This is a genomic window from Streptomyces sp. NPDC008313 (assembly GCF_042956125.1).
In the GTDB taxonomy this organism is placed as follows: Bacteria; Actinomycetota; Actinomycetes; order Streptomycetales; family Streptomycetaceae; genus Streptomyces.
The window spans coordinates 58,338-74,941 of sequence record NZ_JBIBFR010000009.1 but is presented as its reverse complement, the minus strand read 5'-3'; the positions used below and the strand labels follow the sequence as shown (position 1 = coordinate 74,941).

The following is a 16,604-nucleotide window of genomic DNA, read 5'->3' as shown; positions in this document are numbered from 1 at the left end:
GCATTCAGTGTCCCCTTGTACGCTGCCCCGGAGCCCGCCCCCGTTCCCTGCGCGGCCACGCAGCGCATCGACAGGAGAGACCCTCGTGCCGAAGTCACGTATCCGCAAGAAGGCCGACTACACGCCGCCTCCGGCGAAGCAGGCGACGAACCTCAAGCTGACCAGCCGCGGCTGGGTCGCTCCCGTCATGCTGGCCATGTTCCTGATCGGCCTCGCCTGGATCGTCGTCTTCTACGTGACGGACGGCTCCCTGCCGATCGATTCGCTCGGCAACTGGAACATCGTGGTGGGCTTCGGATTCATCGCGGCGGGATTCGGCGTCTCCACGCAGTGGAAGTGACAGCCTCCGCGCCTGCGTGACCGCGGTCGGCACCCCCGGTGGGCAGCGGCTTTTCCCCAGCCCGGCGGAGTTGTCCACAGGTTATCCACACGATGGGGAGAAAGAACGACCATCTGTGGATAACCCTCCGAGTGTTGACGCCGGTATGACTGACCTACCGGCACCCGGAAACGTGTTCGCCCCCTGTTCCACCTGGGAAAACCCGGGTCGGCGACAGGGGGCACAGCTGTTCCCGCACAGAATGCACAAGATCCGGCACGGTCTGTGGACAACATCCCCTCTCAGGCGAGCTGGGCGGTTCTGACCAGCGTCAGGACCACCACGGCGGCCAGGACGACGGCGCATGTCCCGTACTGGATCAGCGTCCGCCGCTCACGGGGTGCGTGCACCATCGCGTAGCCGATCACGACGCCGCCCACGAGTCCGCCGATGTGCGCCTGCCAGGCGATGTTGAACGCCGGGTTGAAGGTGAAGACCAGGTTGATCGCCAGCAGGGCGAGAACCGGGCGCATGTCGTAGTTGAGCCGGCGCAGGAGCACCGCCGTCGCGCCGAAGAGCCCGAAGATCGCGCCGGAGGCCCCGAGCGACGCCTGGTTGGGCGCGGCGAGGAGATAGGTGAGCGCGCTGCCCGCGAGGCCCGAGACGAAGTAGAGGGCGAGGTAGCGGGCACGCCCGAGGGCCGCTTCCAGGGGGCCGCCGATCCACCAGAGGCTGAGCATGTTGAAGAGGATGTGGATGTAGCCGCCGTGCAGGAACATCGACGTCAGCAGCCGGTACCACTGGCCCTCCGCGACGCCTCCCACCACGCCCAGCGGGGGGAGGTAGGCGCGGCCGACGAGTTCGAAACGGGCGTCGAAGCTGTCGCCGACCGAGATCTGCGCCAGGTAGACGGCGAGGCAGAGTCCGATCAGCACCTTGGTGACGAGCCGCGGGTCCGCGGTGACACTGCCGCCCGCGATGGTGCGGGGCCGGGTCGCGGTGGGGCTGTGGCCCGTGCCGGAGCCGCCACGGACGCAGTCGGGGCACTGGAAGCCGACGGAGGCGCTGACCATGCAGTCCGGGCAGATGGGCCGCTCGCAGCGGGTGCAGCGGATGCCCGTCTGCCGGTCCGGGTGGCGGTAGCAGGTGGGCGGCTCCTGGGAACCCTGGGGCCTCTGGTCCTGCGGGCCCTGCGGGTTGCCTGGCACCTGGTCCATGGGGTCCCCTCATTCTCGGTCCGACGGGCTCGCGCGCGAGTGCGCGGACGGGTCCGCGGAACGCGACGGCCCCGCCCATCCTTACGGATGAGCGGGGCGTTTGGTTCCCTTTGAGCGATCGGCCGGGGCCGGGTGCCGGGTCTCAGCTCTCCCGGGTCTCCACCACGACCGACTCGATGACGACCTCGTTGACCGGGCGGTCGGTGCGGGGGTTGGTCTGGGTGCTCGCGATGGCGTCCACGACCTTCTGGCCGGCCTCGGTCGCGACCTCGCCGAAGATGGTGTGCTTGCGGGTCAGCCAGGCCGTCGCTCCGACGGTGATGAAGAACTGCGAGCCGTTGGTCCCGGGGCCCGCGTTGGCCATGGCCAGCAGGTACGGCCGGTCGAAGGCGAGGTCCGGGTGGAACTCGTCCTCGAACTGGTAGCCGGGACCCCCGGTGCCGTTCCCCAGCGGATCACCGCCCTGGATCATGAAACCGCTGATCACCCGATGGAAGACCGTGCCGTCGTACAGCCTGTCCGTGGTCTTCTCACCCGTCGCCGGGTTGACCCACTCACGCTCACCCTGGGCGAGCTCGACGAAGTTCCGGACCGTCTTGGGCGCGTGGTTCGGCAGGAGCCGGACTTCGACGTCGCCTTGGTTGGTCTTCAGGGTGGCGTAAAGCTGCTCAGCCACGATGTGCCTTCCGTTGCCTTTGCCTGACGCCCCGATCCTCGCACGGTGCGCGCGGCCCGTCGCCCGACGACCACCTCCGGGCGAATACCGTGCGCCGCCCTTGCGGAAAGCGACCCGACCGCACTCGGAACCGGAGCGCGGCGCGTCGATCCGTGGCATTGTCGGCAAGAAAGCTCCTGTTGCCCCAATGATCCGCTCTCGCACCCGCTCGCGTGTGCCTTCGGTCCGGGTTCCGGGCCCGCCCGCACGACCCATGACCCGGATGCCCGCGCGCGCATGCCCCGCGGCCGATCGACAGGCATGATCTCTAAAAGGGCGGAAAGGTGAAATACCGAACGCCACCGAGGAGGAGGAAACCGTGACCCGCATCGACAGCGTGCGCTCCGCGACCGGTTCGGCGAAGGACAGCGTGCTGCACGCCGCGGAAGTGGTGGCGCCCTACGCCGACACGGCCAGGGACAGGGCCGTGCACTACGCGCACGAGGCGCGCGTACGGCTCGCGCCCAAGGTGTCCCAGGCCACCGAGCAGGCTCGTGTCCAGTACGACGCTCATCTCGCGCCGCGCCTTGAACAAGCCCGCACCCATGTGCCGCCGAAGGTCGACCAGGCTGCCCAGGAGGCCGCCATCCGCACGCGCAAGGCTGCCCGCCAGGCCGCCGACTACTCCCGCCCGAGGTTCGAGCAGGCGGTGGCGGCGGCTCAGCCCGTCCGGGACGAGGCCGCGGCGCGCGGAGTCGCGGCCCTGGCCGCCCTTCGGGGCCAGGTCTCGGCCAAGGACATCCAGAAGCTGGTCCGCAAGAAGCAGCGGCGGGCCCGGGCCGGCCGCCTCGCGAAGGGGCTGGCCCTCGCGGGTGTCCTGGCGGGCGGTGCGTTCGCCGCCTGGAAGTGGTGGGACAAGCAGGCCAATCCCGACTGGCTGGTCGAGCCCCCGGCCGCGACCGAGGTTCCCGACAGCGGCCGCCTGACATCGGTCGACGGCAGCGGGAAGTCCACCCTCGACCCCGAGGTGGAGGCGAAGGAGGCCGAGGAGCAGGCGGCCGACCGCGACGACCGGCGCTGAGGCCCGCGCCACCGGCACGGTTCTGCGACAACATCGCTGTGGGGCGGAAGACTTGAGCGTCTTCCGCCCCACAGCGATGTTTCACGTGAAACGCCCCGCCTGCTCCCCTGCACGAGGGTGAGCTCCCCGGCGCCAAGGCACCGCACACCCGACCGCGGACAGTCACCAGAAGTGGACGGGCTCGCGCTGACCGTGACGATGGCGGGACGCACCCCTCACGGCGCACCGGCCCTGGTGAAGACACGCAAAAGCCCCTCAGACCAGCGTTTCCGCTGGCCGGAGGGGCTTCCCTGTGGAGCCTAGGGGAGTCGAACCCCTGACATCTGCCATGCAAAGACAGCGCTCTACCAACTGAGCTAAGGCCCCGGAAAAGGATGCCTGACCGGAAGGAACCCTCACCGGCGGCCGCCGCAGACCAGAGTACCGGGTCACCCCCCGGATCTCGCAAAAAGATTGGGGGTCCCCGTGGGCGACCACTCTCCGTAAGATGCTCGGACGTGGTTCGCTACAGCGAACCGCGGTACCTGGGGAAGCGATGGGGAGACGCAATGGACGCCGCACAGCAGGAAGCGACCGCGAGAGCACGGGAGCTGCAGCGGAACTGGTACGGGGAGCCGCTGGGGACGCTCTTCCGTAAGCTCATAGACGACCTGGGCCTCAACCAGGCCCGTCTCGCCGGGGTGTTGGGGCTCTCCGCGCCGATGCTGTCGCAGCTGATGAGCGGCCAGCGCGCGAAGATCGGCAACCCGGCCGTGGTACAGCGGGTGCAGCTGCTGCAGGACCTGGCGGGGCAGGTCGCCGACGGCAGTGTGAGCGCGGCCGAGGCGACCGAGCGCATGGACGAGATCAAGAAGTCGCAGGGCGGCTCCGTACTCAGCAACACCTCCCAGGCCACGAGCAGTTCGGGCGCCCCCACCGTGAAGCGCGTCGTCCGCGAGATCCAGTCGCTGCTGCGTTCCGTCTCGGCCGCCGGTGACATCATCGATGCCGCCGACACCCTCGCCCCCACCCACCCCGAGCTGGCAGAGTTCCTCCGGGTGTACGGCGCGGGCCGCACCTCCGACGCGGTCACGCACTACCAGGCGCACCAGAGCTGATCCGCCGAAGGCCCGGCCGTCGAACATCCCGCCGCTGGAAGGCCGTTACGGTCGCGCCCTTCCAGCCGCCGGACCCGGCAGTCGGGCCGCCGCACACCGGGCCCCGGCAGCCGGACGCCGTAGGCGGGTCCGGGACATGCCGGCGGTCCGGGGCCCGGTCCGCCGCCCAGGGCCTCGGAGAGAGGGGTCCGGGTACCCGGGCCCCGGCAGCGACCGCCGGACCGACCGCCGAAGGGGGAGCGACGCACGACCATGGGTGAGGTCTTCGCAGGCCGGTACGAACTGGCCGACCCGATCGGACGCGGGGGAGTCGGCGCGGTCTGGCGCGCCTGGGACCACCGCAGGCGCCGGTACGTCGCCGCCAAGGTCCTGCAGCAGAGCGACGCGCACTCGCTGCTGCGCTTCGTGCGTGAGCAGGCGCTGCGGATCGATCACCCCCATGTGCTCGCGCCGGCCAGCTGGGCCGCCGACGACGACAAGGTCCTGTTCACCATGGACCTGGTGACCGGTGGCTCGCTGGTCCACCTCGTCGGGGACTACGGACCGCTGCCGCCCGCCTTCGTCTGCACGCTCCTCGACCAGTTGCTCGCGGGGCTCGCCGCAGTGCACGCCGAGGGGGTCGTCCACCGCGACATCAAGCCCGCCAACGTGCTCCTCGAAGCGACCGGTACGGCCCGGCCGCGTCTGCGCCTGTCCGACTTCGGGATCGCGATGCGGCTGGGCGAGCCGCGGCTGACCGAGACCAACTACGTGGTGGGGACGCCCGGTTACTTCGCACCGGAGCAGATGATGGGATCCGATCCGGATTTCCCCGCCGACCTGTTCGCCGTGGGGCTGGTCGCCCTGTATCTGCTGGAGGGCGCCAAGCCCGACACGAAGGCGCTGGTCGAGCACTTCGCCGCGAGCGGCACCCCTGGAGCACCACGCGGCATACCCGAGCCCCTCTGGCAGGTGGTGGCCACGCTGCTGCAGCCGGACCCGCACGCGCGGTTCCGCACCGCCACGGGGGCACGCAAGGCGCTCGCCTCGGCCGCCGAACTGCTGCCCGAGCCCGGCCCGGACGACGAACTGGTCGAGGTCTTCGACCAGATCGGGCCTCTGCCGCCCGGTTTCGCACCGAAGGGGCCGCTCAGGACGGCACCGGGGCTGAGCACAGGCGCCTTACGGTCCGGGTCGCACCCGGCTTCCGGGGAGATACCCGGCCACGCCACCGGCTCCAGTGCTGACGCCGACTCCGCGTCCGGCTCCGGTCACGGCCCGGCGCGACGGCAGCCGGGTCCGGGTACGTTCTCGCAGGAGGTCGCCGCCGGTCACGTACGCCCGGTGCCGCTGGTGGGCAACGTGCCTCCGAAGCCCAGCGGGATGCCCGCCACCGGTGACATGTTCAGCGCGTCCGCCCCTGCCTCCACGCCGTCCCACGGCGCCCTCCACGGCGCCTCCGGCGGCGCGGCGTCAGGGCCCTCCACCATGTCGGACACCGGCAGCTTCCATCTCCCGCCGCCGCAGCTCGCCACCCCGCGGCCCGAGCGGCAGCCGCAGTCCCCGCCGCCCTCCGCGCCGCGCGGGTCCGGGCAGCTGCCCGCTCCCCGCTTTCCCCCGCACCGGCCCGTGCAGCCGGCCACTCCCCCGAAACCGGTCGCGCTCCCGCCGGCTCCCTTCCACGCCCCGCCCTTCGAGCCCACGTACGTCCCCGTCCCCGAAGCGGCGTCCCCGGCGGTACCCGTGGTCCGGCAGCCGGCGTCCGCTCCCAGTGCCCCGCAGGACCGCTCGCAGCCGGGCGGCCGGCGGCGCGCGAGGCGGCGCCCCGGTCCACCGGCGAAGGTGGTCGTCCCCGTCCTTCTTCTGGCCCTGGGATGCTTCGCCGTGGGCTTCTGGGCTCTGACCCGGATCTGAGCCCGGTCCGAGGTCCCCGCCCGAGCGCGAGCCCGGGCACCGGGAGGCTTGCGTGCCGGGACCGACGCCTGCGCGCGCGGCCCCGGCCGGGCTACCGGCCGCGCGGCGTCCCGCCGTGCTCGGCCGGGACCGCCGCCGGGGCCGCGGTGGCCGTGTCCGCGCTCTCCGGCGCCGTCCGGGCCCGCTTCCGGGCCCGCCCTCGCGCGATCGCCGTCCACGCCACGAGCAGCAGCACCAGCGCGCTCCCCGTGCCGATCCCGCTCGCAGCGACGACCTTCATCGCGGTGTCGTCGCCCTCCCACGTCCTTTCGGCGCCCTCCTCACGGCCGCTGCCGGGGGAGCGTGTGCCGGCGCCCGTGCTCGCCTCGGCGGACGGACCGTCGTCGGTTCCCTCGCGCGTCGCGGAGCCGACGTCGAACGCGTCACGGGGCGCGGCCTGGCCCACGTATCCGGGACCTGGCTTCGCGGAGCCGCTGACCCGCACGCTCAGCGTGAGTCCGAGCGGGCCGTCCCCGAACTTCTCCGCGACCTGGGACGCGAGGTGCACCACGAGGTAGTAGGAACCGGCGAACCGCATCCCGCTCACGCGGTCACCGGTCGCGTAGCGGTTGTCGAAGTCGACGGGCGGCAGGGGCTTGAGGGCGGCCGTGCGCTGCCTGCCGTCGTAGCCGGAGCCGATGTCGTCGACGAAGCCGCGCGCGGGGTTGTAGAGGGCCATGGCGAAGGCGGTCCCGACATAGCCGCTGCCGCCGTCGGAGCCCTCCAGCTCGGCCGAGGCGTAGACCTGCTGCCCCCAGTCGACCGGCACCGCGTAGAAGAGCGTCTGCCCGGCGCGGATCCCGTCCCGCCAGACGCCCTGCCCCAGGGGCGTCGCGGCGCTGAAACCCGTACCGCCCTCCCGGGGCTTCGCCTCACCGGGGAGCGGGTCGGGGGAAGCGGAGTCCCACGTCTCCGGCGGGCTCGTCGATCCTGCCTTCCGGACGGGCGGCTCCGAGACGTGGCCGAGTTCCAGGTCCCAGTCGTCCTGCGAGGACGGGGGCGCACTGGTGCGCTCGACGACCGCGTAGTACGTCCCGGCGTCCCGGCACAGGAACTCGTCCCGGCCCGCCTCACGCGCCGCCCAGGCGGCGATGGGGTGCGGACTGCGGGTCGCGCCGAAGTGTGAGGCCTCGCCGGAGCACACATGGCCGTTGGCGTCCTGTACGGACACCTTGACGCCGTCCGAGGAGGACACCGTCGCCCCCGGCGGGGGAACGGCGGTGGCGGACACGTACGCGCTCGCCGTCTCGTCGAGGTCGAGGCGGTAGTAGAGCTTGGCCCCGGGCTCGATGGAACTCCGGTAGGTCTTCCCGGGATCGAGACGCACCGCGCTCGACGTCCCCGTCGCTCCCTCGACGGTCCTGGCGTCCTCGGCGAAGGCGTACGGCGTCGGCGCATCCCCCTCGACCGCTCGTGCGCGCGGACCGGCAGGCGTGGCACCGTCGGCGGACCGTGCGGAAGCCCGCGAGACTCCCGGCGCCGCTCCGACAGCCCGCGTTCTAGCGCCGGATGGGGCCGGGGCAGCCGCAACAGGCCCTGCACCGGCCGCGAACGCCGGCGCGGGAGCGTCAACCGCCCCTGGGGCGACGGCCGCTGCCGCGTGGCCGGGGAGCACCGCCACCACGTACAGAGCGCCCAGCGTCGCTCCCGCGACCGCTGTTCCCCGGCGGCGCACCGCCTGCCCACCGCGCCGCACTCCGCGCCACCCCATCAGGCGCCACCCCCGAACCTGGCCGTTGCCGGGCTGATCGTCCCGGACCGTGGCCCATCCTGCCCGGTCGGGCGGCACGCTATCCGCGCAATCGGAACGTGCGTCCGAAACACCGCCCACAGGAGCGGCGAGTTTGCCAGTGCAACCGTCTGCCGTGCCGGGGTGCGGCGAGCGAGCCGGGGAATCCCGTCGCCGCGCCGGGAACGGCGGCCCCGGAGAACACAGAACCCCGGCCGCCGAAGCGACCGGGGTCTGCTCTGAGACTGGTGTCGATACTCACGAACCCGTGGGCACGGAGTCAGTCGCCTCCGTCCACAGATCCTGCTCGGCGCGATCCGCCTGGATCTGGCGGTACACGAGGAGCCCGCCGATGGCGGCCAGTGCGACCAGGAGAAGCTTCTTCACCGCGCGACCTCGTCCTTCGTTGACGTAGGGGACCTCTGGCGCCCGACTATACACACCGGCCGATACCGATCAGTGACCTGCGTCGGTACCCAACTCCCGCGACCGGGACAGCAGTAGAAGTGGACAACGGCGTTCCGATCGCTGGGTGATCACACCTCCACACACTGTGACTTTTCACCGCTGTCCCCTCCCTTTGGGAACTATCGGGACCTCCTGCGTCCATCCGAGTGGTGTTCATCTGAACATCGACGCGCCACGGGCGTTGGTCCACCACTTCGCGGCCCGCATACACATCATGAGGAAAGTACGCAAATCGCCTGACCCGAAAGTGAGGGGCCATGACCCAGAACAAGGTCATGAAGCTGTGGACAGCGGTCGTCACCGCCTTCCTGGCGCTGTGCACGGCGCTCGGACTCATCACCACCGCCGCGGCCGGCGCGGTACCGCAGGACGGACCGTCGCGCAACAGCGCGCCGCAGGTGACCGTTCCTTCGATGGCCCACTGGACCGTGGCCTACAGCCATTCCCTGCCCCCCACGATGAAGCAACGGATCCACGCCGAGGCACACGGTTCCTCTCCCAGCTGTCGCCTCCGGCCACAGAGGGAGGACGGCACGGACGCGGACGACCAGGTCACCGCCGAGGAAGCGTCCGCCCGGGCCGCGCAGGAGACCGGCCCCGGCTGCGAGGCCCCGCTCCGGCACTGACGGGGGCCGAAGCGCCACCACCAGAGGCCTTCCCGCCTCGATACGCCCCCTCAGGTGCGCCACCGGCGAAGACGCCCGGCACCGCACCCGGCCCGCTCGACACCGGCCCGTTCGACACCGCCCGGCCTGTCTCGATACCGGCTCGCTCGGTACCAGCCGGCTCGACCCCGGCCGAGGCCGCCACACGGCCGCCCACCGGCGAGGCACCACCGCACCATGGGCACCCTCAGAACCTCCAGCACCTCCAGCACCTGTCGAAGACCCTCGTCGTCCCCACGGCGCCTCTTCGACGTCGGCCGCTCCCTCGCGCGCCCCGCCCGCCCCTCCGCCGGCGACGGCCGCGTCCCCGGACGCGCTGACCCCGTACCACCGACAGACCGCCCAACCCTCCTGACGTAGCGGCGAACTTGCGTACGAAGCCACCCAGGAAGAAACCCGGTGCTCGAAGGAGCGCAGACGCCGAAGACCCCCAGCCACAAGTGGCTGGGGGTCTTCGCGTGTGCCGCGGCGATGATCAGACAGGCCGGCCGGCACAGGAACCGGGGCTCAGCGCGCGCTGTGGGCGACGGCTGCCACCGGAGCCGTGCCGTGGCGCTCGGCGAGCAGCCGCCTGCGATGGCTTCTCCGGCGGAAGGCGGTGACGAGGACGATGACGGCGCCGCCGACGATTCCGAGCACCGGGAGAAGGATGGCCGACAACAGCCAGCCTCCGAACGTGACAAGGCCCCCGGGGTCCCCGATCGCGTACCGGGACGGCCCTTCGGAGGTGCAGGTGACCTGGTAGTCGCCTGCCCGCGGCACGTCGATGGTGTAGAGCGGGTTCCAGGTCTCGTGCCGGGTGAGGAACACGTCGATTCCCGGACTGGTGAGACCGGGGTCGCCCGGGCCGGTGATGTCGCACGCCTGGGCTGGAGACGGACCTCGCTCCTTGATCCAGATCGCCCTCTCGTGTTCCGGTGCGAGCCGCAGAGTGACGGTGTCACCGTTGGCGAACTGGTGGTCCGTGTCCACCGCGTTGATCGCTTCTTTGAACTGGTACACGCCGATGGCTGTACCCAGCACGATCAGCACGACGGTGATCGCGGCCGCCGTCGCATACCAGTGACGACCGGGCCTGAGCTCGTTCGCCGGTATATGCGGCGAGGGAGAGGGCTGCATCGCCACACCCTAGATCACCCTTGCCGCCCGGCATCCGCTCCTCGGCGTCGGTACACCCGCCGAGCGCCGCGCATGAACAGGATGAAGACTGTCCGGACGGCCATGAGCACCGTGGTGAGGGCGAGCGCACGGGCACTCACATCAATGATCGTGGTCCAGGGATCGGGCAGGTCAAGAAGGAACGAGAGTTCTCTGAGCGCTGCGGCCAGCCTGAACATGAAGGGCAGCCATTCCCCGTGAGTCCGTGAACCCCGCCTCACTGGCTGTCTGCCGCCTGTGCCGCCGACGGGTCACCCGGCTGAGGGGGACGCTCAGGATGATCACCGAGGCGGGCACCCATAGGTCCCACCAATGCACCGCGCGCTGCACGGCTCTCCCCCTTACTGCTCTGAGCCCTGTCCATACGGGCGATGAGTTGCTGGAGGACCCGCTCACCGGCTGACCGCTGTCGTTCGCCGCCGTTGGTGTCACCTGGTGGTGTCAAAAGACCCCCGGACCGATGGTCCGGGGGTCTTCTCGCATGTGGGGCTAACAGGATTTGAACCTGTGGCCTCATCCTTATCAGGGATGCGCTCTAACCAACTGAGCTATAGCCCCGCCGCGCTCTGCGGTGTGTGTCCCGCGCGCTGACCCCTGAAGATTAGCGCACGACGCGGCCAGTCCCAAAATCGATGGTTCCGGGGTGCCCGCGTGGCGGGCCCGGTCCCCTGGAACGGGGAACGGGCCGGACCGGCATGCGTGTCAGAAGCCCCGCGTCGGGGCCTCCCACAACGTTTACTCGTCCTCAGCGAGCGTCAGCTCGACGCCGCCGACGAAGCCCGCCGAGAGGTTGTAGATGAACGCGCCGAGGGTCGCGAGCGCCGTGGCGAGGATGACGTCGATGACCGCGATGACCGTGGTGAACAGCAGGACGTTCGGCAGCGACAGGAACGACTGCAGGTCGAAGCCGTTGGACTCGTTCGAGCCGGTGGCCTCGGAGATCGTGCCGCCGACCGTGGAGAAGACACCCATCGCGTCCATGACCATCCACAGCACCGCCGCCGCCACGATCGTGCAGATGCCGAGCGCGATGGACAGCAGGAAGCTGACCTTCATGACCGACCACGGGTCGGCCTTGGCCACCCGCAGTCGCGCCTTGCGCGTGCGCGGTGTCGTACGCGCCCCGGTACGCGGCCTGCGGATGCCGCCCGACGGGGCGGCCTGGTAGGCCTGCGGCGGGTGGTACGGCCCGGCCGGCTGCTGCGGCTGCCGCTCCCCCGGCAGCGCGGAGCCGGCCGGCTGTGCGGCCGGAGCGGCTCCGGCCGAGGCAGCCGGGCCCGGTCCGCCCGCGTACTGCTGGGCCTGCGGGCCTCGGGTGTCGGTCACAGTTCCCCCCTGGGATCCATGAGAGTCATGGGAGTCAGCTCTGTCCATGGCGGGGCCACGGCCGCCGTCCTTCTCGGTACCTTTCGAGGTACCGGACGCTCCGGCGCCCGTGGCTCCACTCACGATGACTCACTCCTCGCGCTACTCGGCCGAGGACTGCTCGCCCTCTTCCGTGCCGACGGCCTCCACGCCCTCGGCGGTCTCGTCGACGGCCTCGTCGCCGTCGACTTCCTCCGCCTCACGGCCGGCCTCGGCGTTACGAGCGATACCGACCACGGCATCGCGCTTGCCCAGATTGATCAGTTGGACGCCCATGGTGTCACGGCCCGTCTCCCTGACCTCGTTGACTCGCGTACGAATCACACCGCCGGACAGCGTGATGGCGAGGATTTCGTCGGTCTCCTCGACCACCAGCGCGCCGACGAGTTCCCCGCGGTCCTCGACGATCTTGGCAGCCTTGATGCCGAGGCCGCCGCGGCCCTGGACGCGGTACTCGTCGACAGCGGTCCGCTTCGCGTACCCGCCGTCTGTGGCAGTGAACACGAACGTACCGGGTCGAACAACATTCATCGAGAGCAGCTGGTCTCCCCCACGGAAACTCATGCCCTTCACACCCGACGTCGCACGCCCCATCGGGCGCAGCGCGTCGTCCGTGGCGGTGAACCTGATCGACTGCGCCTTCTTGCTGATGAGCAGCAGATCGTCCTCGGCGGACACCAGCTCGGCACCGATCAGCTCGTCGTCCGAGCCGTCCTCCGTCTCGCGGAGGTTGATCGCGATGACACCGCCGGAACGCGGGGAGTCGTAGTCCTTGAGGGACGTCTTCTTGACCAGACCGCCCTTGGTGCCCAGCACCAGGTAGGGCGCCGCCTCGTAGTCACGGATCGCGAGGATCTGGGCGATCGCCTCGTCGGGCTGGAAGGCCAGCAGGTTGGCGACGTGCTGGCCACGCGCCTCACGGCCGGCGTCCGGCAGTTCGTACGCCTTGGCGCGGTAGACGCGGCCCTTGTTGGTGAAGAACAGCAGCCAGTGGTGGGTCGTCGACACGAAGAAGTGGTCGACGATGTCGTCCTGCTTCAGCTTGGTGCCGCGTACGCCCTTGCCGCCGCGCTTCTGGGAGCGGTAGTCCTCGGTCTTGGTGCGCTTGATGTAGCCGCCGCGCGTGATGGTGACGACGATGTCCTCTTCGGCGATCAGGTCCTCGATGGACATGTCCCCGTCGAAGGGCACCAGCTTGGAGCGCCGGTCGTCGCCGTACTTCTCGACGATCGCGGTGAGCTCCTCGCTGATGATGCCGCGCTGGCGCACCGGCGAGGCGAGGATCGCGTTGTACTCGGTGATCTTCGCCTGGAGCTCGTCGTGCTCCTGGATGATCTTCTGTCGCTCCAGAGCGGCGAGCCGGCGCAGCTGCATCTCGAGGATGGCGTTGGCCTGGATCTCGTCGATCTCCAGGAGGCCCATCAGGCCTTCACGGGCGATGTCGACGGTGTCGCTGCGCCGGATCAGCGCGATGACCTCGTCGATGGCGTCCAGGGCCTTCAGGAGGCCGCGCAGGATGTGCGCGCGCTCCTCGGCCTTGCGCAGCCGGAACTTCGTCCGCCGGACGATGACCTCGATCTGGTGTGCCACCCAGTGCCGGATGAAGGCGTCCAGCGAGAGGGTGCGGGGCACGCCGTCGACGAGCGCCAGCATGTTGGCGCCGAAGTTCGTCTGGAGGTCTGTGTGCTTGTAGAGGTTGTTGAGGACGACCTTGGCGACCGCGTCCCTCTTGAGCACGATCACGAGCCGCTGGCCCGTACGGGAGGAGGTCTCGTCACGGACGTCGGCGATGCCGCCGATCCTGCCGTCCTTCACCAGGTCGGCGATCTTCTGCGCGAGGTTGTCCGGGTTGACCTGGTAGGGCAGCTCGGTGACCACCAGGCACTGGCGGTTCTGGATCTCCTCGACCTCGACGACCGCGCGCATCGTGATGGAGCCGCGGCCCGTGCGGTACGCCTCCTCGATGCCCTTGCGGCCCACCACGAGGGCGCCCGTCGGGAAGTCGGGGCCCTTGATCCGCTCGATGAGGGCGTCCAGGAGCTCCTCGTGGGAGGCTTCCGGGTTCTCCAGGTACCACTGGGCGCCGGACGCGACCTCACGGAGGTTGTGCGGCGGGATGTTGGTCGCCATACCGACCGCGATACCGGCGGAACCGTTGATCAGCAGGTTCGGGAAGCGGGCCGGCAGGACGGTCGGCTCCTGGGAGCGGCCGTCGTAGTTGTCCTGGAAGTCGACGGTCTCCTCGTCGATGTCGCGGACCATCTCCATGGACAGCGGCATCATCTTGCACTCGGTGTACCGCATGGCGGCCGCCGGGTCGTTGCCGGGAGAGCCGAAGTTGCCGTTGGAGTCGACCAGCGGCATCCGCATCGACCACGACTGCGCCAGGCGCACCAGGGCGTCGTAGATCGAGGAGTCGCCGTGGGGGTGGTAGTTGCCCATGACATCGCCGACGACGCGGGCGCACTTGTAGAAGCCCTTCTCGGGCCGGTAGCCGCCGTCGTACATGGCGTACAGGACGCGGCGGTGGACGGGCTTGAGACCGTCCCGGACGTCGGGCAGCGCGCGGGACACGATGACGGACATCGCGTAGTCGAGGTACGAGCGCTGCATCTCCGTCTCGAGCCCGACGGGCTCGACGCGCAGGCTGATGCCGCCCTCTTCTTCAGGTGTGCTGGTGGAGTTGTCGTCGGCCATTGCTGGTGAGGATCCTTTCCGGTGCGGTCAGCTGAGACCGACTCAGATGTCGAGGAAGCGGACGTCCTTGGCGTTGCGCTGGATGAACGCGCGGCGTGCCTCGACGTCCTCGCCCATCAGGACCGAGAAGAGGTCGTCGGCCTGGGCGGCGTCGTCGAGGGTGACCTGGCCGAGGACGCGGTGCTCCTGGTCCATGGTGGTGATGCGCAGCTCCTCGGCGTTCATCTCGCCGAGGCCCTTGAAGCGCTGGACCGAGTCGTCGCGGATCCGCTTGCCGTTCTGCCGACCGAGCTCGATCAGCGCGTCCCGCTCACGGTCCGAGTAGGCGTACTCGAAGTCGTCCCGGCCCCACTTGATCTTGTACAGCGGGGGGCGGGAGAGGAAGACGTGACCGGACTCGACGAGCGGCCGCATGAAGCGGAACAGGAACGTCAGCAGCAGGGTGTTGATGTGCTGGCCGTCGACGTCGGCGTCCGCCATCAGGATGATCTTGTGATAGCGGAGCTTCTCGATGTCGAAGTCCTCGTGGACCCCGGTGCCGAAGGCCGAGATCAGCGCCTGGATCTCCTGGTTCTGCAGGATCTTGTCGATCCGCGCCTTCTCGACGTTGAGGATCTTGCCTCGGATCGGGAGGATCGCCTGGTACTGCGGGTTGCGGCCGGACTTGGCCGAACCGCCGGCGGAGTCACCCTCGACGATGAAGATCTCGCACTTGGTGGGGTCGTTCGACTGGCAGTCGGAGAGCTTGCCCGGCAGGGACGCCGATTCGAGCAGACCCTTGCGGCGGGTGAGGTCGCGGGCCTTGCGGGCCGCCACGCGCGCGGTGGCCGCCTGGATCGACTTGCGGATGATGTCCGCGGCCTCGTTCGGGTTGCGGTCCAGCCAGTCGTTGAGGTGCTCGTAGACCGCCTTCTGCACGAAGGTCTTCGCCTCCGTGTTGCCCAGCTTGGTCTTCGTCTGCCCCTCGAACTGCGGCTCGCTCAGCTTGATCGAGATGATCGCGGTCAGACCCTCGCGGATGTCGTCACCCGTGAGGTTGTCGTCCTTCTCCCGCAGCAGCTTCTTGTCGCGCGCGTACTTGTTGATCAGCGAGGTCAGCGCCGCACGGAAGCCCTCCTCGTGCGTACCGCCCTCGTGCGTGTGGATGATGTTGGCGAAGGAGTAGACGCCCTCGCTGTAACCGCTGTTCCACTGCATGGCGACTTCGAGGGAGAGCATGCGCTCCTTGTCCTCGGCCTCGAGGTCGATCACGGTGGGGTGGACGACCTCTCCCTTGCGGGAGTTGAGGTAGCGCACGTAGTCGAGGATGCCGCCCTCGTAGTGGTACGTGACCGTCCTGGCCTCGTCCTTCTCGTCCGCACCCGCCTCGTCGGCCCCGATGGTGGCCTTCGCCACCTCGCGCTCGTCAGTGAGTCTGATCGTCAAACCCTTGTTGAGGAACGCCATCTCCTGGAAGCGCCGCGACAGCGTCTCGAAGGAGTACTCGGTGGTCTCGAAGATGTCGCCGTCGGCCCAGAAGGTGACCGACGTGCCGGTCTCCTCGGTCTCCTCGTGCCGGGCGAGCGGGGCCGTCGGAACGCCCAGCTTGTAGTCCTGCGTCCAGCGGTGGCCGTCGGTCCTGACCTCGACCGAGACCTTCGAGGACAGCGCGTTCACGACGGAGACACCCACGCCGTGCAGACCTCCGGAGACCGCGTAGCCGCCGCCGCCGAACTTGCCGCCCGCGTGCAGCACGGTCAGCACGACCTCGACGGCCGGCTTCCCCTCGGAGGGGACGATGCCCACCGGGATGCCGCGACCGTTGTCCACGACCCGTACGCCGCCGTCGGCGAGGATCGTGACGTCGATCGTGTCGGCGTGGCCGGCCAGCGCCTCGTCGACGGAGTTGTCGACGACCTCCTGCACCAGGTGGTGCAGGCCGCGCTCACCGGTCGAGCCGATGTACATACCGGGTCGCTTGCGGACCGCGTCCAGACCCTCGAGGACTGTGATGGCGCTGGCGTCGTATGCCGTGCCCGTGACCTCGCCGTTCGAGGTAGGGGCCTCGGCGTCGACGCCTGCGTCGGTGGACGGGATGTTCTCGTTGGGGTTGCCGGAATCGGCCACGAAGCGCCCTTTCTGGCACAGCACAAGCCGGTCTCCAGGCTGTGGCCGGAGCGGCTGCGGCGTGTTGCGTAGGTAAGCCTTAGTCAGCGGTGCACACCATTTTCCCGGTGGTCCC

General features: G+C 69.8%; 14 protein-coding genes and 2 tRNA genes. 5 read left to right on the top strand and 11 right to left on the bottom strand.

Going from position 1 to position 16,604, the window contains the following annotated elements; genetic code table 11:
* Positions 1-85 precede the first annotated feature (85 nt).
* Complete coding sequence (crgA, locus tag ACFY93_RS13995) at positions 86-340, top strand: cell division protein CrgA (protein ID WP_391357546.1); 255 nt, start codon at positions 86-88, stop codon at positions 338-340.
* A 281-nt stretch (positions 341-621) separates the two neighbouring features.
* Here crgA and ACFY93_RS13990 read toward each other — a convergent pair whose 3' ends face one another.
* The gene (locus tag ACFY93_RS13990; RefSeq protein ID WP_391357543.1) at positions 622-1,536 is read right to left on the bottom strand and encodes a rhomboid family intramembrane serine protease; all 915 of its coding nucleotides are present in this window, start codon (positions 1,534-1,536) and stop codon (positions 622-624) included.
* Positions 1,537-1,678: 142 nt separating this feature from the next.
* A complete protein-coding gene (locus tag ACFY93_RS13985; RefSeq protein WP_391357540.1) occupies positions 1,679-2,212 on the bottom strand; it encodes a peptidylprolyl isomerase in 534 nt (177 codons plus the stop codon).
* 358 nt (positions 2,213-2,570) lie between these two features.
* On the opposite strand from ACFY93_RS13985, the gene ACFY93_RS13980 reads away from it, so the two are divergent.
* Entirely contained in the window at positions 2,571-3,272 is a 702-nt protein-coding gene (locus ACFY93_RS13980; protein ID WP_391357537.1) for a DUF5324 family protein, read from the top strand.
* A 293-nt stretch (positions 3,273-3,565) separates the two neighbouring features.
* On the opposite strand, the gene ACFY93_RS13975 is transcribed toward ACFY93_RS13980, so the two are convergent.
* Positions 3,566-3,638: transfer RNA gene (locus tag ACFY93_RS13975), tRNA-Ala, on the bottom strand.
* A gap of 182 nt (positions 3,639-3,820) precedes the next feature.
* Here ACFY93_RS13975 and ACFY93_RS13970 point away from each other — a divergent pair.
* Together ACFY93_RS13970 and ACFY93_RS13965 are read left to right on the top strand one after the other, a co-directional pair.
* Positions 3,821-4,369: a DNA-binding protein gene (locus ACFY93_RS13970; RefSeq protein WP_391357534.1), complete on the top strand. Its 549-nt coding sequence runs from the start codon at positions 3,821-3,823 to the stop codon at positions 4,367-4,369.
* A 252-nt stretch (positions 4,370-4,621) separates the two neighbouring features.
* Complete coding sequence (locus tag ACFY93_RS13965) at positions 4,622-6,262, top strand: protein kinase (protein WP_391357533.1); 1,641 nt, start codon at positions 4,622-4,624, stop codon at positions 6,260-6,262.
* 91 nt (positions 6,263-6,353) lie between these two features.
* Here the strand turns inward: ACFY93_RS13965 and ACFY93_RS13960 are convergent, their stop codons facing one another.
* Together ACFY93_RS13960 and ACFY93_RS13955 are read right to left on the bottom strand one after the other, a co-directional pair.
* Positions 6,354-7,628: a hypothetical protein gene (locus tag ACFY93_RS13960; RefSeq protein WP_391357530.1), complete on the bottom strand. Its 1,275-nt coding sequence runs from the start codon at positions 7,626-7,628 to the stop codon at positions 6,354-6,356.
* Between the two features lie 660 nt (positions 7,629-8,288).
* Entirely contained in the window at positions 8,289-8,417 is a 129-nt protein-coding gene (locus tag ACFY93_RS13955) for a DLW-39 family protein (protein ID WP_003999697.1), read from the bottom strand.
* A 338-nt stretch (positions 8,418-8,755) separates the two neighbouring features.
* Here ACFY93_RS13955 and ACFY93_RS13950 point away from each other — a divergent pair, with 338 nt between their 5' ends.
* Entirely contained in the window at positions 8,756-9,124 is a 369-nt protein-coding gene (locus ACFY93_RS13950) for a DUF6344 domain-containing protein (protein ID WP_391357527.1), read from the top strand.
* A gap of 546 nt (positions 9,125-9,670) precedes the next feature.
* Here the strand turns inward: ACFY93_RS13950 and ACFY93_RS13945 are convergent.
* The 6 genes from ACFY93_RS13945 to gyrB all read right to left on the bottom strand — a co-directional run bounded on the left by ACFY93_RS13945 (position 9,671) and on the right by gyrB (position 16,513).
* Positions 9,671-10,282: a hypothetical protein gene (locus ACFY93_RS13945; RefSeq protein ID WP_391357524.1), complete on the bottom strand. Its 612-nt coding sequence runs from the start codon at positions 10,280-10,282 to the stop codon at positions 9,671-9,673.
* Between the two features lie 14 nt (positions 10,283-10,296).
* Positions 10,297-10,500 carry a hypothetical protein gene (locus tag ACFY93_RS13940; RefSeq protein WP_391357521.1) on the bottom strand — a complete coding sequence of 68 codons (204 nt, stop codon included), beginning with the start codon at positions 10,498-10,500 and terminating at the stop codon, positions 10,297-10,299.
* Between the two features lie 305 nt (positions 10,501-10,805).
* Positions 10,806-10,879 (bottom strand) — tRNA-Ile (locus ACFY93_RS13935).
* Between the two features lie 177 nt (positions 10,880-11,056).
* Positions 11,057-11,770: a DUF3566 domain-containing protein gene (locus ACFY93_RS13930; RefSeq protein WP_391357518.1), complete on the bottom strand. Its 714-nt coding sequence runs from the start codon at positions 11,768-11,770 to the stop codon at positions 11,057-11,059.
* An 18-nt stretch (positions 11,771-11,788) separates the two neighbouring features.
* Complete coding sequence (gene gyrA / locus ACFY93_RS13925) at positions 11,789-14,383, bottom strand: DNA gyrase subunit A (RefSeq protein WP_391357516.1); 2,595 nt, start codon at positions 14,381-14,383, stop codon at positions 11,789-11,791.
* A 42-nt stretch (positions 14,384-14,425) separates the two neighbouring features.
* Positions 14,426-16,513 (bottom strand): DNA topoisomerase (ATP-hydrolyzing) subunit B, encoded by a 2,088-nt coding sequence (gene gyrB, locus ACFY93_RS13920; RefSeq protein WP_391357513.1) that lies wholly within the window; start codon positions 16,511-16,513, stop codon positions 14,426-14,428.
* Positions 16,514-16,604 lie beyond the last annotated feature (91 nt).